We start from the raw sequence: 25,484 nt of genomic DNA on the forward strand, positions 1-25,484 counted from the left end.
ATGGGTCGTCATTGCCGGGGCTTCACCTTGCTGGAACTGATGGTTGTCATCGTGCTGATCGGGGTACTGGCGGGCATGGTCAGCTTCGCCACGGGGTCGAGCCCGACACGTGAGGCTCGGCAGCAAGCCCAAGATTTCGTGCGTGTGGTCCAGCAGTTGCGCGAGCGGGCGGTATTGGATGGGCAGGAATACGGCGTGCGCGTGCAGCCTCTTGGTTACCAGGCCTTGCGCCTTGAGGCCCAGGGCTGGACGGCGGTGTCGGCGTTGCATCGATTGCCTGAGGGGCTGACGCTCGGGTTGGAGCAGGACGGTCATGTCCTCAGGCTCGATGATGTTCAAGGTCCACCGCAGTTGCTGATGCTCAGCAGTGACGAGATCAGCCCCTTCAGGCTGCTCGTCAAAGTCGCCGGGCAGACGATTTCCCGGGTGTCGAGCGATGGCCTGGCGGAGCCGCTGATCGATGACTGACCCTCGCAGGCCGGCTGCCGGTTGCCGGGGCTTCACGCTGTTGGAAGTCGTGATCGCCCTGGCGATTTTCGCGACGCTGGCGGCGGCCGTGCTCTCGGCCAGTCAGTTCGTGCTCAAGCAAAGCGCCGGGCTTGAGGAGCGTCTGTTCGGCGCCTGGCTGGCGGACAATCAGTTGAACGAACTGCGCCTGCAAGCCGCTACGCCACCAGGGCAACAGCGGCTGAGCCGGCACCTGGATCGTCGCGACTGGCTCTTGCAACAACGTATCGCCCCGGCCGCTGATGGGCGCTTGCTGCAGGTCGAGATTCAGGTCAGCCGTGTCGACAGCGCGACGGTCGTGCACCGCACCACCGGATGGATCCGCAGCCGTGATGAATAAGCAGTCGGGGTTCACCTTGTTGGAGCTGGTCATCGCCATCGGCATTTTTGCCTTGCTCGGCCTGGCCAGTTGGCGGCTGTTCGACGGCGTCGTGCGCACCCAGCAGGGGACCGGTCAGCATGAGCGCGACATCCGAGCCTTGCAGCGTGCCGTCGGCGTGATCGAGCGGGATGTGTGGCAGGCGGTTGCCGGCTCGGTCGTGCTCGCGCCGGGGCGTTTGCAACTGCAGCGCAGCCATTGGCGCAATCCGCTGGACCAGCCGCGCAGCGAACGGCAGACGGTGAGCTATCGACTCGAGGGTGCCGCGTTGTGGCGCGACGGTGTCGGCGAAGGCACGTCCCTTGTGCAGCAGCAGAAGCTGCTCGACGACGTACACGGCCTGAGCTGGCGTGTGTTCGACCCGCAGCGGGGCTGGCACAGCGAAACCGCGGGCGACATTGCGCCGCTGGCGTTGGAGTTGATCGTGTCGGCGGGGCGTTTCGAACAGGTCCGTCGGGTGTTGCTGTTGCCGGGGGCGTTGCCATGAGCCGACAACGCGGTGTGGCGCTGATCAGCGTGCTGCTGGTGCTGAGCCTGGCCTTGCTGCTGGTCGGTGGCCTGTTGCGCAGTCATCGCCTGTTGTTGCACAGCAGCGCGCAGCAACTGCAACAGGTCCAGTTACGGCAATTGGGATTGGCAGGGGAGGACTGGGCGCGGGTGGTGTTGGAAAACAGTGGGATAACGCCGTCCGGGCCTGTTGACCTGAGCCAGGATTGGGCCCGGCTCGGGCCCGTCTTGGAAGTTGACGGCGCCGAGCTGCACATCGATATCGAGGATTTGTCCGGGCGCCTGAATCTCAACGCGCTGCTGGCCTTGGGTCAAATCGATCAGGTCACCCTCGGCCGCTGGACTCGCTTGCTGGCCTTGCTGGATCTGCCGCCGCTGTCGTTGCCCCAAGTCGGGCCGGTGCAGGAGCTGAGTCAACTGCGTCTGTTGCCGGGCATCGATGGCCAGACACTGCGGCGCCTGGAACCGTGGGTGGTGTTGCTGCCCAAGGACGCGCGGCTGAATATCAATACCGCACCGCTGCTATTGCTGATGACCCTGGACGGCATGGAGGGCGGGCCGGCCAACGTGTTGGTCAACCAGCGTCGCCACGCGCCCTACGCCAGCGTGCAGGCGTTTACCAACGACCCGGTGTTGTCCGGGCTGGGCCTCAACAGCCACGGTCTGGGGGTGGGCAGTCGCTGGTTCCGGATCACCGTGAGTGTGACCCACGCCGACAGTCGTCTACGCCTGGCCTCGGATATCGAACGTGATTCCGTTAGCGGGCGCTGGACTGTTCGTCAGCGTCGTTTCCTACCCTTGAGCACCAGCGAGCTTCCCTGATGAAAACCTGGCTTTACCTGACGGCCGAAGGCCTGGGCGCGCCTTGCGCCAACTGGCCATGCTGCGTGTGGTCGTCCACCGGCGAGCGTCGTCGCCTGCCGTTGCACGAGGCGGCAGGCGACTTGAGCGGACGGCCCGTCGATGTGCTGTTGCCAATGGAAATGTGCAGCTGGTTGCGCAGCGATCCATGGCCCTCTCGACGCCAGCCCCGGCCTCAGGCCCTGGCATTCGCCATCGAAGAACAACTGAGTGAAAACCTGGAGGCGCTGCACATCAGCATCGGCCCGCGCGACCGTCAGCACCGCTATCCGATGATGGTGACGGAGCGGACCCGGTTCCGGGCGCTGCTGGCGTTGCTGGCGGCACAAGGCATTGAGGTGCGTGCGGTGCATGTCGATGCCGATCTGCTTGCCGATGAGCAGGCGTTTGGCGTGCGCTGGTTCGGGCGCTGGCTCTTGGGCGCAGGGCTGTCGGCGCGGATGTCGTTGTCGGCCCGAGGCTTGGCGACGCTCAAGCCAGGCCTGCCCGAAGACATCCACTGGCTGGACGAGGAACGTGATCGCCAGGGCATCGATGAGTGGTTGTTGGGCGCTGGCGGACAGCCCGTCGACCTGTTGCAGGGCGAGTTTCGTCGGCGCCGCCAACCGCTGCCATGGCGCGGCGCTTCGGCGGCTGTGCTGGGCGCGTTGGTGCTCACCTGGGCCTTCAGTGAAGCCCGCCTACGTTTTCTTGAAAACGAAACCCGGCTTCTCTATGCCCAAAGCGAACAGCGATTCAGGTCGTTGTATCCCGGGCAGGAGCGGATCGTCGACCTGGCGGCGCAGTTCCAGGCATTGCAGAGTCGTCGTGGACAAAGTCAGGACACCCAGGTCGCGCGTCTGGCTCGTCTGACCGAGCAGGTCATTGGCGCCAGCAGCGTCGAGGTGCAGCGCATCGATTTTCGTGAAGGCGAGGGTTGGAAGATCCAACTGACGGCCAACAGCTTCGTCGAACTTGAGCAACTGCGTGAGCGCGGGCAGCAGAACGGATTGCCCGTCACCCTGGGCAGCGCGAGCAAACAGAACAATCGCGTGCAGGCCATTCTCACGCTGGAGAACAGTTGATGAACGTCAAGGGATGGCTGGCTTTGAAACAGGCCTGGGGGAGAACATCGCGCCGTGAGCAAGGACTGTTGCTGGGACTTGCCGGGTTGGTGCTGGTGGCGCTGGCCTATACCGCGATTTGGCAACCGACTCGGCAACGGCTGGAGGTTGCTGAACGACAGCATCGCCAACAGGCCGAACTGAGTGCCCGGATCCAGCGCGCCGAACCCACCCGGGAGGCGACTGCCGCCACACGGCCCTTGTCGGTGCGTGTTAACGAGGATGCGACAGCGGCGGGGTTGGACATAGCGGAAATGGAGGTCGACGGCGATTCGTTGCGACTCGCCGTCAGTGGCGAGGCCAATTCGTTGCTTCGTTGGCTGGATCAACAAGAGCGGGAGGGTGCGGTGCTGCAATCGCTCACTCTGAAAGCTGAGAATGGTTTGCTGGGTGCGCGGGTGGTGTTGCGTCAATGACGGGTTGAAGACGTAGCAATTTTGACCAGGAGTATGAGGTTTTGTGGCGAGGGAGCTTGCTCCCGCTGGGTGGCGCAGCCGCCCCAAAACCAGACGCCGCGGTGCAACAGGTGAACCCCGCCAACCAGTTTGCGACTGCTGCGCAGCCGAGCGGGAGCAAGCTCCCTCGCCACAAAGTGTTCGCTCTGTCCCGGGGTTGGAGAGGGCTCTCGTGATGGCTAAACCTGCACATTCCCCGGCAGCAACGGCAATTTCGCCAGCTTCACCGCCACCCACAATGCGACCACCAGCAAGCCACCGATGAACAAGCCGACACCGTTCCACCCGCCCAGGTGCCAGGCCACGCCGCCCGCCGTACCCGCAACGCTGGATCCGGCGTAATAGCTGAACAGGTAAAGTGACGAAGCCTGGCCCTTGGCCTTGAGGGCGCGGCGGCCGATCCAGCTGCTGGCGACCGAGTGGGCGCCGAAGAAACCGAAGGTGAACACCAGCATGCCCAGCACGACCAGCCATAGCGGGGTGGCCATGGTCAACGCGAGGCCGGCCAGCATCAGCGCAATGGTTGCCCAGAGCATTTTGCGCCGGCCGAGTCTGTCCGCCAGTGCACCGATTTTTGCCGAGCTGTAGATGCCCGACAGGTACACCACCGACAGCAACCCGACAAAAGCCTGGTCCAAGTGATAAGGCTCGGCCAGCAGGCGGTAGCCGATGTAGTTGAACAGCGTCACGAACGCGCCCATCAACACGAAGGCTTCAAGAAACAGCAGTGGCAACCCGGCGTCGCGAAAGTGCATGGTAAAGCCGTCCAGCAAACTGCGCGGGTGCAGCGAACGGGGACGGAAGTTGCGTGACTCGGGGAGGATTCTCCAGAACACCGCCGCCGCGATCAGCGCCAGGCCGCCAATCACCAGCATCGCGGTGTGCCAACTGACAAAGTCGATCAAGACCCCGGTGATCAGGCGTCCGCACATGCCGCCGATGGCGTTGCCGGCGATGTATAGCCCCATCGCCAGGCCGATGTGCTTGGGATGGATTTCCTCGCTCAAATACGTCATCGCAACGGCTGCCAACCCGCTCAACGACAGCCCCACCAAGGCGCGCAGCAGCAATACACCCTGCCAGGTCGGCATCATGGCGCTGGCAATCGTGCACACCGAGGCGGCGAACAGCGCCGCGACCATCACCGGCTTGCGGCCGATACGGTCGGAAATCGGGCCGGTGATCAACAGGCCGATGGCGAGCAGGCCGGTCGCCACCGACAGGATCAGGCTGCTCTGCGCCGCGTTGATGGAAAATTCCTTGGACAACAGCGGCATCATCGGTTGCACGCAATACAGCAGGGCAAAGGTCGCAAAGCCACCACTGAACAGCGCCAGCACCGTGCGCATGAACATCGGCGTGCCCTTCTCGATATAGATCTCCTTGAGTTCGGCGACGACATCATCCTGCACACGCGGTGGGATTTCATGGGCCAGTGGAGCGACAGCAGTTTTCACGGTGGACCTCGCAAGGGCACGATCAGGCAGGCAATGAAAAAAGCATATAGCCGGCTAATGTTTCTATCCAATATATTGTTCGACCTGTTTAAGACGTTTTACGACCTATTGGATGGCCCATGGAACTGCGTCACCTGCGTTACTTCATCGCCGTTGCCGAAGAACTGCATTTCGGCCGTGCCGCGCTGGCCTTGGGCATCTCCCAGCCGCCCTTGAGCCAGCAGATCCAGGCGCTGGAGCAGGAGATTGGCGCGCGGCTGTTCGAACGCACCAATCGTCGGGTCGAATTGAGCGAGGCCGGACGGTTGTTCCTTGAAGAGGCGCGACGGGTATTGGTCCAGGTCGACAAAGCCGCCGACGTCGCCCGCCGCGCCCAACTGGGGGAATTGGGCGAACTGAAGATCGGCTTCACCTCCTCGGCGCCGTTCAATTCCACCATCCCCCAGGCGATTTTTTCATTCCGGCAACGCTTCCCGGCGGTGCACCTGAACCTGCGGGAAATGAGCAGTACCCAAGTGGCCGACGCACTGGTGGACGAAGAGATCGAGGTGGGCATCATGCGACCGTTGCCGTTGCCTGACTCCCTGGCGGAAATCGAGCTCAGCCGCGAACCGCTGGTAGCCGTGCTCAGTGCCAAGCACCCCCTGGCCCAAGGCAATGAAGACGGCCTGTTCCTCTCGGCCTTGGCCCAGGAACCGTTCGTGTTCTTCCCCCGCAGCTACGGCAGCGGCCTCTACGCCCAACTCCTGAACCTGGCCCGCGACGCCGGCTTCAGCCCGCACTTCGCCCAGGAAGCCGGCGAAGCCATGACCATCATCGGCTTGGTGGCGGCGGGGCTGGGTGTCTCGGTATTGCCGGCGTCTTACCAGCGCATGCGTATCGATGGGGTGGTCTATCGACCGCTGCTCGATCCAGCGGCGGTGTCGGCGGTGTGGCTGGTACAGCGCAAGGACCAGCGTTCGCCGATGGCGAAGGCGTTTGTGGCGTTGTTGACTGGCAATACCGAGTAGCGGGTTAAGTGGGAAAACGCCTGTGGGAGCGAGCTTGCTCGCGATGACAATCTTCAATTCGCCCCAAGTCTCTCAGCTCAACGCTGAACCTCGATCCAATCCCCTGTGGCGAGGGAGCTTGCTCCCTCGCCACAGGTTTTGGGTTGCCTGGGCTGCCGCCCACAGCGATTGCGCTTAACTGACTGGCATTAGCACTTGGGTCATTGAGTGATTGTTAAAAACGCCAAAATCGCTTCGCGAGTCGCCTGCGTTTGTTCCTCCAGCACCCAATGCCCGGTATCTACCAATATCAATGAGTGCGGTTGCGTCGCAATGTACAAGGCCTGTTCGGCCAAGGTCTTTCCTCTCGAGTGGTCCCCGCCGATGGTGAGCAGTGGAGCAGTCAATTTGTTCTTGGAAAATTCCAGGTTGTCATGCGCATCCTGTTCTACCCAGGTTGAATAGAGCTTGAAGGCCGCTTCCATGCGTCCAGGCCGGGAGTAGTCGTGCACCAGCGCCTGTCGCACCGTGTTACTGACTTTAGCGTTGCGCGCGAGTACGAAGTCATCGAAGAACATGTCCAGGTAGGTTTTCTCTTGTCCTTCAATCAGGGTGAGGGCCGCTTTACCAAAGAAGTGAAAATGCCATTTGCTGGTTATGCCGGTTGCAGCATTCCCGTTGTAGGCAGCTTCCCATCCGGGAATGCCCGGAATAAATCCGTCCATCAACACAATGCGCCCGGTTTCCGCCGGATAAAGCGCCCCGTAGGCGTAGGCAATGATCAAGCCGATGTCATGGCCAATGATATCGACCTGCTTGATGTTCAAGAGCGTGACCAGTTCGTGCAGATCATGGGCCATGCTTTTTTTGTCGTAGCCACCGACTGAAATATCCGTTTCGCCAGCGCCGCGGTAATCAGGAACGATGGGTGTATAACCGGCACGCACCAATGCGCCCATCAACGGCTCCCAGCTACGCCAACTGCCCGGAAACCCATGCACCAGCAAAATTGGGCGTTCACCATCACCGCCCATGAGGTAGTGAAGGCGAATACCGTTCACGCATGCATAGGCATGTGTAAATGTCGCGCCGTCGACAACGACGCTGTCTTGTTCCGTAGAAGGTGATGTGGCGGGGTGTTTGCGAGATATGGCTGTGCGGCCCGACCAGGCTATTGTGCTCATCAATTTTTTATCCATGTTTGGAGCCAAATTAATTTTATGGGCTGCGAATCACAGCTCATGAGGTCGAACGGTTTGATCGAACGTCGACGTCTGGAAGACTGAAGCTATCCCGAGCACTTTCGCTACTGTCAGAGTTGACAGTTCCGACAACAGGGAAAAAGTGCTGCTTCGATTGAGGACCGTAGAAGAAGGGCGGGTGGTGGGCGTTGCATCAGGCTCCTTTGGGCTGTAGGAAAACGCGCATTTCTGGTTACGACACTTCCTATTCGTTCCAGATACCACTCCGCTGGGGTTGCGACTCGCCAGCGCTGCAACGTCTTATTCATCATTCCGAATCGTCCGGCTCAGTGCTCCTTCCCAGCGGCAAGGGACGCAGCCTGAAGCCCATGAATAAGGCCCCTGGAAATGCACTCATCTTTGGATGCGCCCTACACCAACGAAATCTCCCATGAAGCTCTTCGTCATTTGGATGACTTGTACTTGGAGCCACGCCAACTGGAGGGTTACGGCGAAGAAGTCGCGGCATTCATGAGTCGACAAAAAGCCTTCGTCGAAGCTCATCCGCCAATTGCCATCTACCGAGTGGCCACCGAGGGCAGCCAGACGCGTGACGGCGGAACGATCCAGCAAGTGTCATCGTCGTTGACGTTCACCTTGGACAATGGCTGGAAAGTACGCGCCGCGCAGAAAGGCGATGAGGTGGTGTACGCCGATGGCAGCACGGCACGGATCATCACTGGCGCAGGGAAAAACAATAGCAACATTGCATTGGTGGGCAGTCGCCTGAGCAATGGCGATGAGATCATTAATACGCTTCAGAGGCGTTTCATGATTATCGTGCGGGAGGGGGTGCCGATGGCGGAGGATTTTTTGCCTGGGCTTAGGTTGGCGGAGGTTCATCGCCTGCACTCGAATGCGATGAAGGAGAACATCCAATGAACGAGGGTTACTTCATTGGTCAGGGCGACAAGACCACTTGCGGTGGGAAAGTGCTGGATGGCGACGGCAAGGTGAACATGTTTGACCTGTAGCATGCCCGCGAAGGTGACCGCGTCTCTTGTGGGCAGGACGGGAACACCTATCAGATCAGGGGCGGTATCGGGCACATGGTCAGCCATGGCAGGCATATGGCCGGCACCCTGGATAGCCGCAGTACCTGCCCCTGCAACGCGCGACTGATCCCCTCGGTATTCTGGGGCACCTACAAAAATGCCGACCCCGCACCGCAAGCCAGCCGAGCCGCTCAACTGGCTTAACGACCCTGTGGGAGCCGAGCTTGCTCGCGATGACGGCGGCACAGCCAGCATCATCGGCGCTGACCCACCGCTATCGCGAGCAGGCTCGCTCCCACAGTGGATCTTTGGTGTTTGCAATATCTGGGTACACCACCCAACCCTGTGGGAGCTGAGCTGAACTGGTCAAGTAAATCCGGACACCAGTTACGGTGTTTATGCTGCTTTTTGCTCCATGGCTATTGGCGATAGGTAGTCGTTGTAGCTGTGGAGCCTGGTGCGGTTGTAGTACATGAAGAAGCGCACCATATCGGTTTGTGCTTCCTCGCTCGTGCTGTAACCGTTGCGAGGGACCCATTCTGACTTCAGGGTGCCGAAAAAACGTTCTGTTGGAGCATTGTCCCAGCACTGCCCGCGATGACTCATGCTTTGCAAAATGCCATTGCGCATCAACTCTTCTTGAAACTTGCGGCTGGTGTACTGACAGCCCTGATCCGAATGAAACATCAATCCAGGTGGGCATGTTCGAAGCTCTATCGCCATGCGTAACGCCTTGCTGACCAGGTTGGCGTCATTGATCAGCGAAAATGCCCAACCAATGACCCGGCGAGCAAACAAGTCGATAACGATGGCCAGATGAACCCAGCGTTTACCCACCATCAAGCTTGTAACGTCGCCACACCAGACCTGATTGACCACGGTCGGCTTGAAATTACGCTTGAGCAGATTGGGTGCGACAAATGCTTCAACTCCTTTGGACCTGAATGGATGAGGCTGGCGTTGTTTACTGACAATGTTGGCTTCCCTCATCAGTGTTCTAACAAGGCTTCTGCCGACCGCTATGTTTTGGGCCTTCAGATGCTTGCTGATCGTTCTGGACCCCATGGCTTCCCGGCTTTCGCTGTGCAGTTCAACCACCTTCCCCTTGAGTTCTTCGCGCTCGATCTTAGGCCGCGAGAGCCGCTGTAGCCACTCGTAAAAGCTGCTGCGCTTCACATCGAAAACGCGACACAGGATGGCGGTCGGGAATGACTCTCTTAGCTCCGCGATCATCGAAAACGATCGGGATCCGACATCAAGAGAGCGGTAGCCTTTTTTAAGATTTCGGCTTCCATTTCCATGCGTTTGATCTTGGCTTTCAGATCCTGAATCTGCCGTTGATCCTCAGTAATGGCCTTGGTGCCTTGAACTGGCTGACCTTTTTGTTCCTTGCGAACCTGGTCCACCCACCGTCGTAACGCGGTAGCACTGATGTCCAGCGACGCGCAGACTTCCTGTACTGAACAGTTGTCATCAATCACCATGCTGGCCGCACGATGTTTGAACTCGCGGGAAAAGACTCTTCTTTCTTTCATGGAACCTCCAAATTGGCGAAATCATATCGCCCTTAAGAGGTGTCCGGAATTATTAGGCCAGTTCAAGCTTGCTCGCGATGACGGCGGCACAGCCAACATCACCGGCACTGACCCACCGCTATCGCGAGCAAGCTCGCTCCCACAGTGGATCGTTGGTGTTTGTAATATCTGGGTACACCACCCAACCCTGTGGGAGCCGAGCTTGCTCGCGATGACGGCGGCACAGCCAACATCACCGGCGCTGACCCACCGCTATCGCGAGCAGGCTCGCTCCCACAATGGATCTTTGGTGTTTGCAATATCTGGGTACACCATCAAGCCCTGTGGGAGCTGAGCTTGCTCGCGATGACGGCGGCACAGCCAACATCATCGGCGCTGACCCACCGCTATCGCGAGCAAGCTCGCTCCCACAGTGGATCTTTGGTGTTTGCAATATCTGGGTACACCATCAAGCCCAGTGGGAGCTGAGCTTGCTCGCGATGACGGCGGCGCAGCCAACATCACCGGCGCTGACCCACCGCTATCGCGAGCAAGCTCGCTCCCACAATGGATCTTTGGTGTTTGCAATATCTGCGTACACCATCAAGCCCTGTGGGAGCAAAGCTTGCTCGCGATGACGGCGGCACAGCCAACATCATCGGCGCTGACCCACCGCTATCGCGAGCAGGCTCGCTCCCACAGTGGATCTTTGGTGTTTGCAATATCTGGGTACACCACCCAACCCTGTGGGAGCTGAGCTTGCTCGCGATGACGGCGGCACAGCCAACATCACTGGCACTGACCCACCGCTATCGCGAGCAAGCTCGCTCCCACAGTGGATCGTTGGTGTTTGTAATATCTGGGTACACCACCCAACCCTGTGGGAGCCGAGCTTGCTCGCGATGACGGCGGCACAGCCAACATCACCGGCGCTGACCCACCGCTATCGCGAGCAGGCTCGCTTCCGCAGTGGATCTTTGGTGTTTGCAATATCTGGGTACACCATCAAGCCCAGTGGGAGCTGAGCTTGCTCGCGATGGCATCGCCTGGGTCTATCCGCTAGACCGAGGTGTTTGCATCGCGGGCAAGCCTTGCTCCCACAAGCTCAGCTCCCACATGAGGGTGTTTGATGGCCTGGCATTAGTCGTCAGGCATCTCTAATGGCTCAACAGGCGCTTTTTTTATTGCACCTTCGCCAAATCCCCTTTCAACGCAACACCCGCCATGATCGCGCCGGCGTGGCATTCGTAGGTGGTGGAGTCCTTGCGTTCGTTGCTCTTGTAGAAGCTGACGATGTTGGTGACGGCGTTGGCGCCGGCGTTCTTGGCGGCCTGGTGCAGGCTGATCAGGGCTGATTGCAGGACCCATTCGCAGGCTACTTCATCGGATTTGTTGAAGGCGTTGGTTTTCTTGTTGGTCACCGCGCCAGGGCTGACCACGGTGACGTTGCCGGCTGGTTTGTTGCCGGCCAGGTAGAACTTCACGCTGCCGTCGATTTTGCCGGTGCGGATGGCTTCGGCGACGACTTTGTCGAACGGCAGGAACAGCGCGGTATCACGGGCCTGGCTGAGGCTTGGCAGGGTGCTGAGCAACAGGGCGGCGGTCACAGCGATTTTTTTCAACGACATCATGGTCTCCTTGACGAGGGGCAGCAGGGTTTTGAATCCGATTCAGTGCCAGCGGCGGAAAATCAGCGAGGTGTTGACCCCACCAAAGGCGAAGTTGTTGTTCATCACGTATTCGTTGCTCATCGACCTGAACTCGTTACGCAGGTAATCGAGCTTGCCACATTGGGGATCAACCTGATCGAGGTTGAAGGTGTGCACGTAGAGGTCGCGGTTCATCATTTCGATGCTGAACCAGGACTCCAGCGCCCCGCAGGCACCCAGGGTGTGGCCGAGGAAACTCTTCTGTGAGCTGATGGGCATGTGTTCGCCGAACAGGCTGCTGGTGGCCAGGGTTTCGGCAATGTCGCCCTGTTCGGTGGCGGTGCCGTGGCCGTTGACGTATCCGATGGCCGAAGGTTCGAGGCCGGCATCTTCCAGGGCCAGTTCCATGGCCCGGCGCATGGTGAGCAGTTCGGGGCGGGTGGCGTGCTGGCCGTCGGCGTTGCTGCCAAAGCCGACGATCTCGGCATGGATCCGTGCGCCACGGGCCAGGGCGTGTTCCAGTTCTTCAAGCACGAGCATGCCGGCGCCTTCACCGATCACCAAACCGTCGCGGTCCTTGTCGTAGGGGCGCGGGCTGGTTTGCGGTGCTTCGTTTTTCAGGCTGGTGGCGTAGAGCGCATCGAAGACCATCGCTTCGGTCGGGCACAGCTCTTCGGCGCCACCGGCGAGCATCAACGGCAGGCGCCCGAACTTGATGGCCTCGTAGGCATAGCCGATGCCATGGCTGCCGCTGGTGCAGGCACTGGAGGTGGGGATCAGGCGCCCGGTCAGGCCGAAGAAGATGCTGATATTGGCCGCCGTGGTGTGGGGCATCATCCGCACGTAGGAGTTGGCGTTCAGCCCTTCGGCCACGCTGTTGAGCAGCATGTTGCCAAAGGCCTTGATCTCGTCGGTGCTGCCGGTGGACGAACCGCAGGACACGCCCATGCGCCCGTCCTTGATCGACTCGTCGCCCAGCAGGCCGGCGTCGGTCAGGGCCCGTTCCGCCGACGCGACCGCCAGGCGCGAAACCCGGCCCATGCTGCGCAGTTGCTTGCGGGTCCAGTGGGCCGGGACCTGGAAGTCGTCGATGGGCCCGGCCAGGCGGGTGTTCAGTTCGGTGAAACGGTCCCACTCATCCATGCGCCGGATGCCGCTGCGGTTGGCGGCGAAGTTGGCGGCGATGGTCTCCCAGTCGCTGCCTATGGAGGTGATACCGGCCATGCCGGTGACGACGACGCGCTTCATCAGCACAAGCCTCCGTTGACGGCCAAGACCTGCCGGGTGATGTAGCCGGCTTCGGCGGACATCAGGAAATTCACCGCACCCGCCACTTCTTCCGGGGTGCCCATGCGCTGGGCGGGGATCATCTTCATCAGTTCTTCCACGGGTACGTTTTCATCGAGCATGGCGGTGTCGATCAGGCCTGGCGCGACGCAATTGACGGTGATCTTGCGCTTGCCCAGCTCGATTGCCAACGCCTTGGCCGCGCCGATCAAACCGGCCTTCGAGGCGCTGTAGTTGACCTGGCCGCGATTGCCGATCAGTCCGGAAACCGAGGTGATGCAGACGATCCGTCCAGCGGCGCGACGACGGATCATCGGCATCATCACCGGATGCAGCACGTTGTAGAAACCGTCGAGGTTGGTGCGCATCACCACATCCCAGTCGTCTTCGCTCAGGGCCGGGAAGGCACCGTCGCGGGTCAGGCCGGCGTTGAGCACCACGCCGTAATAGGCGCCGTGGGTTTCGACATCGGCTTCGAGAATGGCCTTGCACGCGGCACGGTCGGCCACGTCGAATTGCAGCACCCGGGCGTTGCGGCCCAGGGCCTGGATTTGCGCCTGGACCGTCTCGGCCTCGGCGCGGCCGCTGCGGCAGTGCAGCACGATGTCGTGCCCGGCCTGGGCCAGGCGCAGGGCGATGGCGCGGCCGATGCCACGGCTGGAGCCGGTGACCAGTACGGATTCAGTCATGACGGGTTTCCTGTTGCGGACGGTTCATGAAGGTAATGGGCGGCCTGGGGCGGACGGAATACGTTGAGCCGGGCCGTGGCATGGATGCCGGGGGCGTGGATGTGGCATTCGAACACGCCCATGCCGTTGTCGTCTTCCAGGGAGCGCACGCCATGGATGGTCAGTTCGGTGCCGGCGGGAAAACACTCGACGTTGCATTCGAACTTGCGGGTGCCGAGCAAAAAGCCCAGGGCCACGGCATCACCCCGTTGGCGTGCATGGCAACCGGCAAAGGCGGCGACGCTTTGGGCCATCAGCTCGATGCCGACCCAAGCCGGCAGCGCGCCATCGTCGCGATTGAACAAACCGCCGGGCTTGACGGTGACATGGGTATGGATCTGTTCGTCATCGAACGACAGGATCCGGTCGATGAGGATCATGTCGCCGGCATGGGGCAGCAGTTCGGCGAGCGGCCAGTCAATCATGGGGCGTCTCCGATAATCAGGCTGGCGTTGTTGCCGCCGAAGGCAAATGAATTGCTCATCAGGCGGCGCGGGGTGGCCGGGTTCAGGCGGGTGGTGGCGGTGACCCAGTCCAGCGCCGGCAGCGCCGGATCGGCCTGGCCGTCCCAGACATGCGGCGGTAGGGCCAGGGCAGTGTTTTCTGCGCTCAGGGCCAGCCAGCAGAACGCCGCTTCCAGCGCCCCGGCCGCGCCGAGGGTATGGCCGGTCATGGGCTTGGTGGACGAGCAGGGCACGCCCGCCGGAAACAGCCCGGCCACCGCCTGGCTTTCCATGGCGTCATTGTGTTGCGTGGCGGTGCCGTGCAGGTTCAGGTAGTCGATCTGGCTGGCCTCGAGGCCGGCGCAACGCAGGGCCTTTTCCATGGCCTGGCGAGCGCCGCGACCACTGGGTTCAGGTGCGGAAATATGGTGGGCATCGGAACTGGCGCCGTCGCCGAGCAAGGCAATCGGTGTCCCGTCGCCTGGCGTCTTGCTCATGAGGAACAGCACGGCTGCTTCGCCAATGTTGATGCCGCTGCGGTTCACCGAAAACGGATTGCAGCGTTCGTTCGACACCGCTTCCAGTGCGGAAAAACCGTTGAGGGTCAGTTTGCACAGGCTGTCCACGCCACCGCACAGCACGGCATCGCACAGGCCCAGGTCGAGCAGGCGCCGGGCGCTCATCAAGGCGCGGGCGCTGGAGGTGCAGGCCGTGGAAATCACGTAGGACGGGCCGCTCAGGCCGAGCCAGTCGGAAAGAAAGTTGGCCGGCGCGCTGAGTTCCTGTTGCTGGTAGTCGTAGCCGTCGGGGAAGTGTTGCTCGCGCAGGTAATGGGCAATGCCCTGGCTGGCCTCATCGATCCCCGAAGTGCTGGTGCCCAACACGATGCCGATGCGGGCGCGACCGTAGGTCTGGATGGCCTGGTCGATCTCGGCGCGAATCTGCAGCCCGGCTTCCAGCAGCAGTTGATTGTTGCGGCTGCGGTGCGCCAACAGGGTTGGGGGAATGGGGGCGAGTTCACCCGGCACCGCGGCAACCGGCAACGTACGTTCGGCGACCCAGCCGTCCTTGATATGCACGCCCGAGCAGTCGCCGGCAAACAGGTTGCGCGCGACGCTGTGCTTGTCGCGGCCCAGGGCACAGATCACCCCGAGGGCATTCAAATAGGCGGTCATGGGGCGTTCTCGGTCAACGGTGTGATGCGGTAGCGGGGGCCTTGGGGCAGGCTCATTTCAAAGTCCAGCGGCTGCGTATAGCGCACCTGCCAGCGACTATCGAGGGTCCGTTGCGACGCCTGTTGCCGGGCGGCCGGGTAGTTGTCGGGCAGTTCGGCTTCGGGGGTCAGGGCGAACAACAGCGCGGCGAACAATTCCCGGGCCTCGGCATTGGGCGGCAGCAGGCCGTCAGCCTGCCACTGGCCCGCGACCAGGCGCTGGCGGGCCACGGGAATGCCCAGCGGGTCCATCATCGACCAACGGATGCCGGCGTCTTCGCGCTGGATCACCAGCAGCCAGTCCTGGCGTTGGCCGGCCATTGTCCGCTCGATGTGCAGTTGCATCGGCAAGGCCAGGGTTGGCGTGCGCTCGGGCAGCGGCGCATGGCTGGCGCAGGCACTGAGCAGCAACAGGCAGCCGATAAGCAGGGCACGAATCATCCGATGGCCCCTTCGACGGGCTTGCGAGCCACCACATTGACCAGGGTTTCCTCTCGCTCGCCGAACGGTTTGGCACGGCGCAGGCCAAAACGCTCCAGCAAGCCGAAGTCCTTGGCGCGGCTCCACCACAGGTACGGGTAGGAGACGTTGCGGGCTTCGAACTGGAAACCCTGCCCACGGATCATCTCCAGATACTGCGCGGCACTTTTCTGCACGTGCATGGGATGACGGAACAGCCAGCGGATCACCCAGGTATCGATGTAGGCCTCGGTGGATTCGGCGAACATCAGGTAACCACCGGGCTTGAGGACGCGGTAGAACTCGGCGAGGGCTTTTTCCTGCTCCACCAGGTGATGGAAGGTCTGGTGGCAGAACAGCAGGTCGACGCTGGCATCGGGCACCGCCAAGGTCGCGCAGTCGCTGCCGATCAGTTCCACGGCCATGTCCTGGCGCGTGGCTTCCTCCCGGCTCAGGTCCAGGCTGTGGGGGTCGGCATCCACCCCGATCAGGCGTTGTGGCGCGAACACCTGGCGCAGGTACTGGAATGATTTGCCCTGGCCGCAGCCAGCGTCGAGCAGCACCGGGTTGGCCGGCGGCGCGGTGCTGAACAGACTGCGCAGGTCGTTGATCGCCACGCGCAACACATGGTGCTGCCAGGTGTGGCTGCGCAGGAACCAGAAACCGAAGCGGGTTTCTTCGACGTAGTCGTCGCTCAGGTAGCTCATGGTTGCTGACTCATGACGTCGGGCTCGCGCAGATTTCCGAGAGCATGCGCAGGCGCCGCTTGGGTTCGCTGACAAACGGGTTGCGCTGATCCCAGGCGTAGCCGGCCAGGATCGAGCTGATCATGCGGCGGATGTCGTCCGAGCCTTCGGTGTAGAAAATCACGTCCTGGAAGGTGCCGGCGTACCAGCCCTCGACATAGCAGCGGAAGGTGTCGACGCCGCGCTTGAGCGGCTCGGCAAACTCGCTTTGCCAATCCACGCTTTCACCTTGCAACTGACGGTGGAGCACGTCGGCGGCCATGCTCGCCGAACGCATGGCAATGGTCACGCCGGAAGAGAACACCGGGTCGAGGAATTCCGCGGCGTTGCCCAGCAGGGCGAAGCCTGGGCCGTGCAGGGTCTTGACGTTGGCCGAGTAGCCGCCGATGGTCCGCGCCGGGGTGTCCCACACGGCGTTCTGCAGCACGCCGGCCAGGCTTTGGGTTTCATCGATGAAACCGCGCAGGCAGGCATCGAGATCGTCGGTGCGGCCGGCGAAATGTTCCGCCGCCGCGACCACGCCCACCGAGCAGCGCCCGCCGCTGAACGGAATGGTCCAGAACCACACGTCGCGTTTGCTCGGGTGGGTGGTGATCAGAATCTTTTCTCGATCGAACGCCGGGGCGTCGATGCGATCCTCGATGTGCGTGAACACCGCCTGGCGCACCGGGAAATTCGACGGGGCTTCAAGGTCCAGCAGGCGCGGCAGGACTCGGCCATAGCCGCTGGCATCGAGCACGAAGTCGGCCTCGACACAGTACTCGCTGCCATCTTCGCGCTGCACGCCCAGTTGTGGTTTGGCGAGGCTGAAGTCGGCGCGGGTGATCGCCTGGCCGTAGCGGATTTCCACGCCTTGCAAGGCGGCCTGGTCGGCCAGCAACTTGTCGAAGTCGGCGCGTTGTACCTGGAAGGTCGTGGGCTTGCCGTTGCTGAAGGTATCGCCGAAATCGAAGGCGCTGTAGCGCTCGCCCCAGGCAAAGGCGGCGCCGTTCTTGCGCTGGAACCCGGCGGCATTCACCGCGTCGAGCATGCCAGCTTCTTCGACGAAATCCAGGCAATGGGACAACAGGCTCTCACCGATGGAGAACCGGGGGAAATGCTGGCGCTCGATGACCAGCACATCGTGGCCCTTGCGCTTGAGCAGCGCGGCGGCGATGGCGCCGGAAGGGCCTGCGCCGATGATGACGACCTGTCGATGTTCCATTTCAACTGTTGGCACTGGAGCTCCTGGCCGGGACGGCAATCGAGGGAATACGGTGGAAACCGGTCAGGGCCGGCAGCAATGTGGCGATCAGCCCCATCAGCATCAGCGTGAAATACAACGCGGGGCTGATGAGCTGTTGTTGCAAGAGCAGATTGAGGAAGACGATTTCACTCAAGCCGCGAATGTTCAGCAGGATACTTTCGCGCCAGCGACTGGCGCCGGCGAATGACGCGGCGGCCCAACCCAGGCCCAGCCAGTTGCCCAGCAGTTTGCTGGCAATGGGCAACAGCAGCAACGCCGTCAATTGCACCCAGTCGAGGCTGCTCATGGCGCTGTGGACGTCGATCTGCACAATGCCGAACGTGAGGATCAGCGGGATCGCCAGGTACGTCTGCAAGCCCTGCATCCAGGCGATATTGAGCGGCAGCCTCAAGGGCACTTTGAGCGCGGCCATGCACAGCAGATAACCAATGCCGACGATCAGTGCATTGAGCCGATAGTGCTCGGCCACCACCAGCAGGGCAAAAAACACACCGCTGTACAGCAACGGTTGGCGCAGGCCAACCAGGCGCAACAGCAGCGGCACGCAGGCGCCGGCCAACGGCAACAGCAGGCTGCCCAGGTGGAGACTGCCCTGAGCCAGGCCGAACAGGCTCCAGCAGGCCAGGTCGATCAGGATCGCCGTTTGCACCAGTCGCCGAGTGGCGGCGGGTGGGTAATCGATGTGACGCAGGTACAGGTACAGCACCGGGATCGCCGTGATCGCAAACAGCAGTCCCACCGCCAGGGAGCTGATCCAGGGCTGGGGCGGCAGCAGCCAGAACGCTGTCGCCAGGCCGCAGGCGAACGGAACGGCGAAGCTTGGCAGGGCGATTTTCACGCTCTGGCGGTCCAGGCGCAGGTCGATCACGTCGCTGAGGATGTGCCCCAGCAACAGCGCGAACGCGAGGCTGTAGAGGTTCTTCAGCCACACCGGCGACACCAGTTGCGCGCCGCTGAGCTGCCAGCCCGGCTCGATCCAGAAATACATCAGCAGCGGCAGGCCGAAGGTCGCCAGCAACAACTGGCTGACAATCGGGATCAACCCGACGCGAGCACCCAGGCGTGTGGCGACTGCGAACAGCCCCAGGGCCATGAGCCAGAACAGCAGGGGCATCATTGGGCGGGCTCCGCGACCGTCGCCGCGTGGGCTTGATGTCCGGCCCACGGCGCCAACAGGAAGCTGAAGGCCAGCCCCAGGCTCACCGCCAGGCCGAAGTTACTCACCGCCGGTGTGCTGGACAGCGCCAGCAGGCCGAACGACAGCCAGGTGGTGACCGCCGCCAGGAACGTGCCCAGCAGGCTCACGGCCGCGCCGCCGATCTGCTCGCGCATCAGGATCGCGTAGTCGACGCCGATGGCCGTCACCAGCAACAGGCCGAACAGGCTGAACAAGGTCAGTGGCTGCCCCAGCCAGCCGAGACTCGCCAGGCTGCACAGTGCGGCCAGCAACGGCAATGCCACGATGCGCAAGGCGCCGCCGACGCCAAACGGCCAGATCAGCACCAGCACAATCAGCACGCAGGAGGCCAGTTTCAACTCGGCGGCGCTGACCTGCGTGGCGGCGAAGACTTGGTTGAGGTCGCCCAGGCGATCCACCAGTTGTACGCCTGGCAGATCCACCGCCTGTACCCGCAGCAGCGTCGCATCATTCAAACCTTGCAAGCTGACCACCGCTGCGACGCCTTGCGCTGTTGATCCGAGCCAGAGTGTGCGATACGGCTCGGACAACGGACCGACCAGCGCGGCGTCAATGTCGGTCACTGGCAGGGCCTGTAGTTGCGCCAGCTCTGCTTGCAGCGCAGCGACCGGGACGCCCAGGTCCAGCAGTGGTTGCCAGAAGGCTGGCAAGCGGGCCAGGGCCTCACGCACTTTCTGTTGTTCGGCGGGCGGGCTGACCAGTTGGTTCAGCGACAGGTAGCCCTGGAGCTTTTCCAGGCCGATCAACTGATCCAGCCGCTCGTTGAGGGCGGTCTGGCGCTCCAGCAGTTGGGACTGATCGTCGGCGCGGATCAGGAAGAACTGGCTGGTGGGCTGGAAACCGGTGATGCGCGCGATGTCGCGGGCTTCGTCGGTAAGGTGCTGGGGCGTGCCGATCCACTGGCGGATATCGTTTTTCGTGGTCAGGTGCCAGAGCCCACCCGCGCAGAACGTCAGCAACAACATCAGCAGGGCCGGCGTGCGTACCCGTTTCAGCAGGGCTTCGCGGGCGTTGAGCAGGTATTGGCAGACCTGGAGCGGCCATTGGGCGGGACGCAACTCTGCGCCCTTGAGCAGCGCCGGTAGCAGGCAGACGGCGCTCAGGTAGGCACCGACCAGCCCAGCGGCGGAAAATATCGCGATCTGGGTCAGGGCCGGGAAGGGCGTCCAGGCCAGCGCCAGGTAGCCGATGCAGGTGGTCACAAGGCTCAGGCTCAGCCCTGGCAGGGTCAGGCGCAAGGCCGGCCAGCTGCGCCATGGCTTCAGGCTCCAGCTCTTGGACAGGTAGTGCAACGGGTAATCCACGGCCACGCCAATCAGGCTGGAACCCAGGACGAGGGTCATGACATGCATGCGGCCAAACAAGGCCACGCAGGCCACCGCGCCAAACAGCACGCCCACCAGCACCGGCACGAACGCCAGCCATACGCGCAGGCGCCGGAAGGCCAGCAACAGCAGCAGCAAGATGCCGACGGTCGCGCCACCGCCGACCCAGGTAATTTCCCGCGACGCCTGTTGCTGGCCGCTGGCGGCGTACAGCAGGCCGCTGGCCGCCAGCAGTTGACCTTGGGCCTGGCTCGCCTGGTCGCGGCTGCGTTGCAGCAGCTCGGCCACTTGCAGCGGCAGGTTCATGTCGAAGGCGTTGCCCTGGGCGCGGGCCCGCAGCATCACCCAGCTTTTACCGTCGGCATCGGCGACCAGTGCACCGCTGCCGATGTCGAACTTTATCGCGCCGCGTTGTGGCTGGCTGTTCTGGATGCGCCCGGTCAGGCCCAGCCAGTCGTCCTGGTTCGGCACCAGGCTGAAGCCGCTGAACGGGTCGAACAGGGCCTGCACCCGTTGTTGGATGTACGCCTGGGGCTGCTCGATCAATTGCTGCCGGTCCGCCGCCGAGAGCATCGCCAGCCGCCCGTTGAGCAATTGCGCGCGCAGCGCCGGCAAGTCGGCCTGCAACGTCCACTGCACCTTGTCGAACAGACCGCTGGCCTGCCATTGCTCGCCGAGGGTTTGCGCCAGGGCGATGGCCTGCTGGCGATCGGTGTGACCGACCAGCACCAGCACCTCGCGATTGAGCGGCTCCTGCATGCGTTGTTCGGCGACGAGCTCCAGGGCATCGGGCGACGTGCCCGGCACCAGCTCCATGAGATTGGCCGACAGCGGCGCGCCATTGCGCCATTGCCAACCGGCGAGCGCGAGCACTGCCAGCAGCAGGATCAGGAACAGCCGGGGCAGCATCCGTTCACTCGGCAAAATCATGTTGCTCCGCTTCGCTCAAGGGTTGTGCGCTGTTGCTGTCCTGCATGCGCAGCACGGTACTGTCGCCTTGGGTTTCCAGCAGTTCGATGCGCTGCACCAGTTCGCCGCCGTCGATGTTGATCTGGTTGAAAACCTGTTTGAGCAGCACCGAGCGCGGGGTCAGGGTGAGCTTCCATTGTTGCGGCTCGCCCGACAGGCTCAGTTCGAAATCCCGTTGCAGGCCTGTGCTGTCGCCCTGCAATACCGCCAGGAACAAGCGGTTCTGTTCGGCGCCGGCGCTCTTGTTCGGCAGCATCTGCCAGGCGTTGCCATCCCGTCGGGCGATGCCCTGGGCGGTGATGCGGTAATCCTGTTGCAGCGGGGTTTGCAGCAGCCACAGCAGCCCGTGGTTTTTCGCCAGCACGAAGCGTCCCTTGCTGGTGAGGGGCTGGGGCAGGGCGCGCAGGTGTTTTTCCTGGATGAACTGCCCGTGGATCACCTCCGGGCGGGCCAGTTGGTCGCTCAACTGTTGCAAGTCGAACGCCTGGGCCAGGGGCGCCAGGCAGCACAGCAACAGCCAGACTGACAGGCGCTTCATGGCAGTTTCCTTTCCACGGCTTGAACAAAGACCCGGGGCGAGGCCAGCAGCATTTCGCGACTGGCGAGGTCCACGGCCACTTGCACCGAACTGGCACGGGTCAAGCGCTCGCCCGTGGTTGCGTCGCTGATCAGGTAATTGATCTTCAGCCGGTTTTCCCACTCCACCAGGCTCGCGCGCACGGTCAGGGCCTGGCCGAACACGGCGCTGCGCACGTAGCGCAGTTGCAGGTCGATGATCGGCCATGCGTGGCCGGATTCGAGCATGTCGTTGTAGTTGTGGCCGATCAGATCGAGCAAGGCGCAGCGGGCCACTTCCAGATATTTGACGTAGTGGCCGTGCCAGACCACGTTCATCGAATCGACATCGAAAAATGGCACCACGATCTGCGTGTCGACGTGCAAAACACCTTGGTTACGCATGCAGCCTCCAATGTTGGTCGGCGATGCGTTGCAGGCACAGGCGCAGTTCGCCTTCCAGGGCGCGGTCCTCGATCACCGGCGGGAAATCCTCGGCCAGTTGCTCGTGCATGGCGGCCAGGGCCGGCGGCAGTGGGCGGGCGTCTTCGGCACGGCTGCGCAGCCACACGCCCTGATTGGCGGCCAGCAAGGTGGCGGCGGCGACTTGTTCGGTCAGCTCCAGTACGCGGATCGCATCGCGGGCGGCGATGGTGCCCATGCTCACCTTGTCCTGGTTGTGGCACTCGGTGGAGCGCGAGAACACGCTGGCCGGCATGGTGTTTTTCAGGGCTTCGGCGGTCCAGGCACTGGTGCCGATCTGCACGGCCTTGAAACCATGGTTGAGCATCGCCCGCTCGGCGCTGGCGCCGGACAGGTTGCTTGGCAGGCCATGGTTGTAGCGCTCGTCCACCAGCAGCGCGAGCTGGCGATCCAGCAAGTCGGCGACGTTGGCCACCAGGTTCTTCAGGCTGTCCATGGCGAAGGCGATATGCCCGCCGTAGAAATGCCCACCGTGCAGCACGCGCTCGGCTTCGGCGTCGATGATCGGGTTGTCGTTGGCACTGTTGAGTTCGGTTTCGATGAACGCGCGCAGCCAGCCCAGGCTGTCGGCCAATACCCCAAGCACATGGGGCGCGCAGCGCAGGGAATAGCGATCCTGGAGGCGATGCAGCGGCGCGGTTGGGGCGTCGATCGCCAGGTCCTTGCGCAGCCACGCGGCGACTTGCATCTGCCCCGGGTGCGGCTTGGCGGCGAACAGGCGTTCGTCGAAGTGTTCCGGGTTGCCCTGCAGGGCGACGACGTTCAGCGCGGTGATGCGCGTCGCCAGTTGCAGCAGGTAGTCGGCGCGGGCGAAGGCCAGGCAGGCCAGGCCGGTCATCACGGCGGTGCCGTTCATCAGCGCCAGGGCCTCCTTGGGCCGCAGCACCAGCGGAGTCCAGCCCAGTTCGCGGTGCACATCAGCGGCCAATCGTTGTTCGCCGCGGAACATCACTTCCCGTTCGCCGGACAGCGTGGCGGCGACGTAGGACAGCGGCGTCAGGTCGCCACTGGCGCCCACCGAGCCTTCTTCCGGAATCAGCGGCAGGATGTCGTGTTCGAGAAAGGCCTGGAGGCGTTCCAGCAGTTCCACCCGCACCCCGGACACGCCGTGGCACAGCGACTGCAGACGCGCCGCCAGCACCGCACGGGTGGCCTGGGCGTCGAGCAGCTTGCCCAGGCCGCAGCCATGGAACGTGTACAGGTGACGCGGCAGGGCCTCGACGTGGTGCAACGGCACGGCCACCACGCAGGAGTCGCCGTAACCGGTGGTCACGCCGTAGATAACGCCTTCCTTGTCCAGCAAGGAATCGAGGAATTGCGCACCCTTGGCGATGCGCTGGCGGAACGCCGGGTCATCCTGCAACTGCGTCGGTGCCTGACGGTTGGCCAGGGCCAGCACATCTTCGATGCGCAAGGGGCGTTCGCCGAAGGTTACCGGCTCAAGAGTGGGCATCGTCATCGGTCTTCCAGAAAGGGTAAAAGTTGAACCACTGTTGGGGGCCCTGGAGGCAGTACTGCGCCAGGCGCTCGGCGTAGCGGCCAGCCCAGTGGGCGATCACTTGCTCGCGGTCGTTGCGTTTCCACACCACGGCATCGGCGAAGGGTTCGAGGGTGATGCGATAGCGCCCCTCGTGCTTGAGGCACATCAGCAGGTTGACTGGGCATTTCAGCAGGCCGGCCAGCAGCCAGGGGCCTTGGGGGAATGCGGCCGCAAGCCCCATGAAGTCCACGGTCACGCTGCGTCCGCCGTGCAGCGGTACGCGGTCGCCGGCAATCGCCAGCCACTCGCCGCGCTCCAGGCGCTCGCTCAACTGCAACATGATCACCGGGTTCAGCTCGCTGACCTGGATCAGCCGCAGGTGCGTGGCACCGGCTTCGCCCAGCAAGCGATTGAACTGCTCGGCGTGCTTGGTGTGCACCAGCACGTTCATGGTGACTTTCTCACCCAGCTCGGCCAGGGCCCGGCACATTTCCAGGTTGCCCAGGTGAGCGCCCACCAGCATTTGCCCGCGGGTGTCTCGCAAGTGATTGCGCAGCAGCGCCTTATCGACGATTTCGATCTGGTCGATGCTCAGCTTGCCGTTCCAGACGTCGAGTTTGTCCAGCAGGGAGTCGGCAAACGCCATGAATTGGCCGAACACCCGCCAGCGGGTTGGGCGCAGCTCGGGACGTGCGCTCCAGTCGGCCAGGCGTTGCTGATATTGCCAGGCCGCCTGGCGGGCACTGCGGCCGAAAATGAAGAAGTACAGGACGATGCCGTACAGCATCGGGGTCAGCAAGCGCCGGCCGAGCACCTTGGCGGCGACTGCGGTGAGTTTCATCAGCCAGAAACTGCCGCGCTCCTGGCGGTCGGCCCAATGTTGCTTGTCTTCCTGAAGGCTCATGCCCGCCACCGTCGCCAGAGAATCAGGGGGAAACGCACGAGCATGCCGAAGAATAGCCGGGTGTGCATGCTGGAAATCAGCACGTTGTCGTGGAACAGGCGAAAGTGCGAGACCCCGTCCAGGGGGTAATGCACCCGGGTGTGCAACCAGTGCATTGGCTGATTGCGCCAGGCCAGGCGCACGAGGATGTCCGAATCGAAATCCATGCGCTTGCCGATATTGGCCGAGTCGATCAGCGCCAGGGTCGGTGCCAGGGGATAGACCCGAAAGCCGCACATGGAATCGCGGATTTGCAGGGACAGGCTGTTGATCCAGACCATCACGTGGGTCAGGTAACGCGCGTACAGACGACCTTTCGGCACACTGGCGTCGTAGCGCGGATAACCACAGATCACCGCGTCCGGGTGGGCACGGGATTGTTCGATGAAGGCTTTCACGTCGCCAAGATCGTGCTGCCCGTCGGCGTCCACCTGCAATGCGTGGCTGAAACCCAGGCGCGAAGCCTCGCGCAGGCCAGTCATCACCGCGCCGCCCTTGCCCTGGTTGACCGCCAGCCTGACCAGATGAACCCGCTCGCCCTCGGCCAGCCGATCGAGCACGGCGGCACACGCCGGGTTGCTGGCGTCATCCACCAGCACGCAGGGCAGTCCGTTGGCGAGCAACGCCTGGACCACCGCCGAGATGGCGGTTTCGTGGTTGTAGACCGGAATGACGGCGCAGGGGTTATGCATGTTTTCTGCCCTCCACAAATCCATTGTGGCGAGGGAGCTTGCTCCCGCCGTAGGAGCTGC

The 25,484-nt window shown here is 62.6% G+C and carries 27 protein-coding genes; 8 read left to right on the plus strand and 19 right to left on the minus strand.

Going from position 1 to position 25,484, the window contains the following annotated elements; translation table 11 throughout:
* The 6 genes from gspH to LOY50_RS02335 are packed head-to-tail and all read left to right on the plus strand — an operon-like array spanning position 1 to position 3,773.
* Positions 1-468 carry a type II secretion system minor pseudopilin GspH gene (gene gspH, locus LOY50_RS02310; protein ID WP_258690232.1) on the plus strand — a complete coding sequence of 156 codons (468 nt, stop codon included), beginning with the start codon at positions 1-3 and terminating at the stop codon, positions 466-468.
* Positions 461-847, plus strand: coding sequence for a type II secretion system minor pseudopilin GspI (gspI, locus tag LOY50_RS02315; RefSeq protein ID WP_258690233.1), 387 nt, complete (start codon positions 461-463; stop codon positions 845-847). Before gspH ends, gspI begins: the two co-directional genes overlap by 8 nt.
* Positions 840-1,373, plus strand: coding sequence for a type II secretion system protein GspJ (locus tag LOY50_RS02320; protein ID WP_018603471.1), 534 nt, complete (start codon positions 840-842; stop codon positions 1,371-1,373). Before gspI ends, LOY50_RS02320 begins: the two co-directional genes overlap by 8 nt.
* On the plus strand, positions 1,370-2,215 hold the full coding sequence (locus LOY50_RS02325; protein WP_258690234.1) for a type II secretion system protein GspK: 846 nt from the start codon (positions 1,370-1,372) through the stop codon (positions 2,213-2,215). Before LOY50_RS02320 ends, LOY50_RS02325 begins: the two co-directional genes overlap by 4 nt.
* Positions 2,215-3,318: a type II secretion system protein GspL gene (gene gspL / locus LOY50_RS02330; protein ID WP_258690235.1), complete on the plus strand. Its 1,104-nt coding sequence runs from the start codon at positions 2,215-2,217 to the stop codon at positions 3,316-3,318. Before LOY50_RS02325 ends, gspL begins: the two co-directional genes overlap by 1 nt.
* Positions 3,318-3,773: a type II secretion system protein M gene (locus LOY50_RS02335; RefSeq protein WP_258690236.1), complete on the plus strand. Its 456-nt coding sequence runs from the start codon at positions 3,318-3,320 to the stop codon at positions 3,771-3,773. Before gspL ends, LOY50_RS02335 begins: the two co-directional genes overlap by 1 nt.
* A gap of 218 nt (positions 3,774-3,991) precedes the next feature.
* Here LOY50_RS02335 and LOY50_RS02340 read toward each other — a convergent pair whose 3' ends face one another.
* A complete protein-coding gene (locus LOY50_RS02340) occupies positions 3,992-5,269 on the minus strand; it encodes an MFS transporter (protein ID WP_408980833.1) in 1,278 nt (425 codons plus the stop codon).
* 119 nt (positions 5,270-5,388) lie between these two features.
* Between LOY50_RS02340 and LOY50_RS02345 the strand changes: the two genes are divergently transcribed.
* Positions 5,389-6,279, plus strand: a complete 891-nt coding sequence (locus LOY50_RS02345; protein WP_186651213.1) for a LysR family transcriptional regulator — start codon at positions 5,389-5,391, stop codon at positions 6,277-6,279.
* A gap of 200 nt (positions 6,280-6,479) precedes the next feature.
* On the opposite strand, the gene LOY50_RS02350 is transcribed toward LOY50_RS02345, so the two are convergent.
* Positions 6,480-7,457, minus strand: a complete 978-nt coding sequence (locus LOY50_RS02350; protein ID WP_253471128.1) for an alpha/beta fold hydrolase — start codon at positions 7,455-7,457, stop codon at positions 6,480-6,482.
* Positions 7,458-7,859: 402 nt separating this feature from the next.
* On the opposite strand from LOY50_RS02350, the gene LOY50_RS02355 reads away from it, so the two are divergent.
* Complete coding sequence (locus tag LOY50_RS02355) at positions 7,860-8,381, plus strand: hypothetical protein (protein WP_258690237.1); 522 nt, start codon at positions 7,860-7,862, stop codon at positions 8,379-8,381.
* A gap of 509 nt (positions 8,382-8,890) precedes the next feature.
* Here the strand turns inward: LOY50_RS02355 and LOY50_RS02365 are convergent.
* The 17 genes from LOY50_RS02365 to LOY50_RS02445 all read right to left on the minus strand — a co-directional run bounded on the left by LOY50_RS02365 (position 8,891) and on the right by LOY50_RS02445 (position 25,424).
* Positions 8,891-9,727: an IS3 family transposase gene (locus LOY50_RS02365; RefSeq protein ID WP_258688422.1), complete on the minus strand. Its 837-nt coding sequence runs from the start codon at positions 9,725-9,727 to the stop codon at positions 8,891-8,893.
* Complete coding sequence (locus tag LOY50_RS02370) at positions 9,724-10,029, minus strand: transposase (protein WP_038858942.1); 306 nt, start codon at positions 10,027-10,029, stop codon at positions 9,724-9,726. Before LOY50_RS02370 ends, LOY50_RS02365 begins: the two co-directional genes overlap by 4 nt.
* Before the next feature lie 1,160 nt (positions 10,030-11,189).
* Positions 11,190-11,636, minus strand: coding sequence for an excinuclease (locus LOY50_RS02375; protein ID WP_258690238.1), 447 nt, complete (start codon positions 11,634-11,636; stop codon positions 11,190-11,192).
* Positions 11,637-11,678: 42 nt separating this feature from the next.
* Positions 11,679-12,905 (minus strand): beta-ketoacyl-ACP synthase, encoded by a 1,227-nt coding sequence (locus LOY50_RS02380; protein ID WP_253471132.1) that lies wholly within the window; start codon positions 12,903-12,905, stop codon positions 11,679-11,681.
* A complete protein-coding gene (fabG, locus tag LOY50_RS02385; RefSeq protein ID WP_003197011.1) occupies positions 12,905-13,633 on the minus strand; it encodes a 3-oxoacyl-ACP reductase FabG in 729 nt (242 codons plus the stop codon). Before fabG ends, LOY50_RS02380 begins: the two co-directional genes overlap by 1 nt.
* Positions 13,630-14,097 carry a hotdog family protein gene (locus LOY50_RS02390; protein ID WP_253471134.1) on the minus strand — a complete coding sequence of 156 codons (468 nt, stop codon included), beginning with the start codon at positions 14,095-14,097 and terminating at the stop codon, positions 13,630-13,632. Before LOY50_RS02390 ends, fabG begins: the two co-directional genes overlap by 4 nt.
* Positions 14,094-15,290, minus strand: a complete 1,197-nt coding sequence (locus LOY50_RS02395) for a beta-ketoacyl-[acyl-carrier-protein] synthase family protein (protein WP_258690239.1) — start codon at positions 15,288-15,290, stop codon at positions 14,094-14,096. Before LOY50_RS02395 ends, LOY50_RS02390 begins: the two co-directional genes overlap by 4 nt.
* Positions 15,287-15,769: a DUF3261 domain-containing protein gene (locus LOY50_RS02400; RefSeq protein ID WP_253471138.1), complete on the minus strand. Its 483-nt coding sequence runs from the start codon at positions 15,767-15,769 to the stop codon at positions 15,287-15,289. The genes LOY50_RS02395 and LOY50_RS02400 overlap by 4 nt, the downstream gene beginning before the upstream one ends.
* The gene (locus tag LOY50_RS02405; protein ID WP_253471140.1) at positions 15,766-16,494 is read right to left on the minus strand and encodes a class I SAM-dependent methyltransferase; all 729 of its coding nucleotides are present in this window, start codon (positions 16,492-16,494) and stop codon (positions 15,766-15,768) included. Before LOY50_RS02405 ends, LOY50_RS02400 begins: the two co-directional genes overlap by 4 nt.
* Positions 16,495-16,504: 10 nt before the next feature.
* Positions 16,505-17,752 carry an NAD(P)/FAD-dependent oxidoreductase gene (locus LOY50_RS02410; RefSeq protein WP_253471142.1) on the minus strand — a complete coding sequence of 416 codons (1,248 nt, stop codon included), beginning with the start codon at positions 17,750-17,752 and terminating at the stop codon, positions 16,505-16,507.
* The gene (locus LOY50_RS02415; RefSeq protein ID WP_258690240.1) at positions 17,739-18,896 is read right to left on the minus strand and encodes a sodium:proton antiporter; all 1,158 of its coding nucleotides are present in this window, start codon (positions 18,894-18,896) and stop codon (positions 17,739-17,741) included. Before LOY50_RS02415 ends, LOY50_RS02410 begins: the two co-directional genes overlap by 14 nt.
* Positions 18,893-21,232 carry an MMPL family transporter gene (locus LOY50_RS02420; RefSeq protein WP_258690241.1) on the minus strand — a complete coding sequence of 780 codons (2,340 nt, stop codon included), beginning with the start codon at positions 21,230-21,232 and terminating at the stop codon, positions 18,893-18,895. Before LOY50_RS02420 ends, LOY50_RS02415 begins: the two co-directional genes overlap by 4 nt.
* Positions 21,216-21,809, minus strand: a complete 594-nt coding sequence (locus LOY50_RS02425) for an outer membrane lipoprotein carrier protein LolA (protein WP_063323271.1) — start codon at positions 21,807-21,809, stop codon at positions 21,216-21,218. Before LOY50_RS02425 ends, LOY50_RS02420 begins: the two co-directional genes overlap by 17 nt.
* Positions 21,806-22,231, minus strand: coding sequence for a thioesterase family protein (locus tag LOY50_RS02430; protein ID WP_176688744.1), 426 nt, complete (start codon positions 22,229-22,231; stop codon positions 21,806-21,808). The genes LOY50_RS02425 and LOY50_RS02430 overlap by 4 nt, the downstream gene beginning before the upstream one ends.
* The gene (gene hutH / locus LOY50_RS02435) at positions 22,224-23,768 is read right to left on the minus strand and encodes a histidine ammonia-lyase (protein WP_253471148.1); all 1,545 of its coding nucleotides are present in this window, start codon (positions 23,766-23,768) and stop codon (positions 22,224-22,226) included. The genes LOY50_RS02430 and hutH overlap by 8 nt, the downstream gene beginning before the upstream one ends.
* Complete coding sequence (locus LOY50_RS02440) at positions 23,749-24,693, minus strand: glycosyl transferase (RefSeq protein WP_258690242.1); 945 nt, start codon at positions 24,691-24,693, stop codon at positions 23,749-23,751. Before LOY50_RS02440 ends, hutH begins: the two co-directional genes overlap by 20 nt.
* A complete protein-coding gene (locus LOY50_RS02445; RefSeq protein ID WP_253471152.1) occupies positions 24,690-25,424 on the minus strand; it encodes a glycosyltransferase family 2 protein in 735 nt (244 codons plus the stop codon). The genes LOY50_RS02440 and LOY50_RS02445 overlap by 4 nt, the downstream gene beginning before the upstream one ends.
* Positions 25,425-25,484: the final 60 nt, after the last annotated feature.

It is taken from the genome of Pseudomonas sp. B21-010 (genome assembly GCF_024749325.1).
GTDB lineage: Bacteria > Pseudomonadota > Gammaproteobacteria > Pseudomonadales > Pseudomonadaceae > Aquipseudomonas > Aquipseudomonas kilonensis.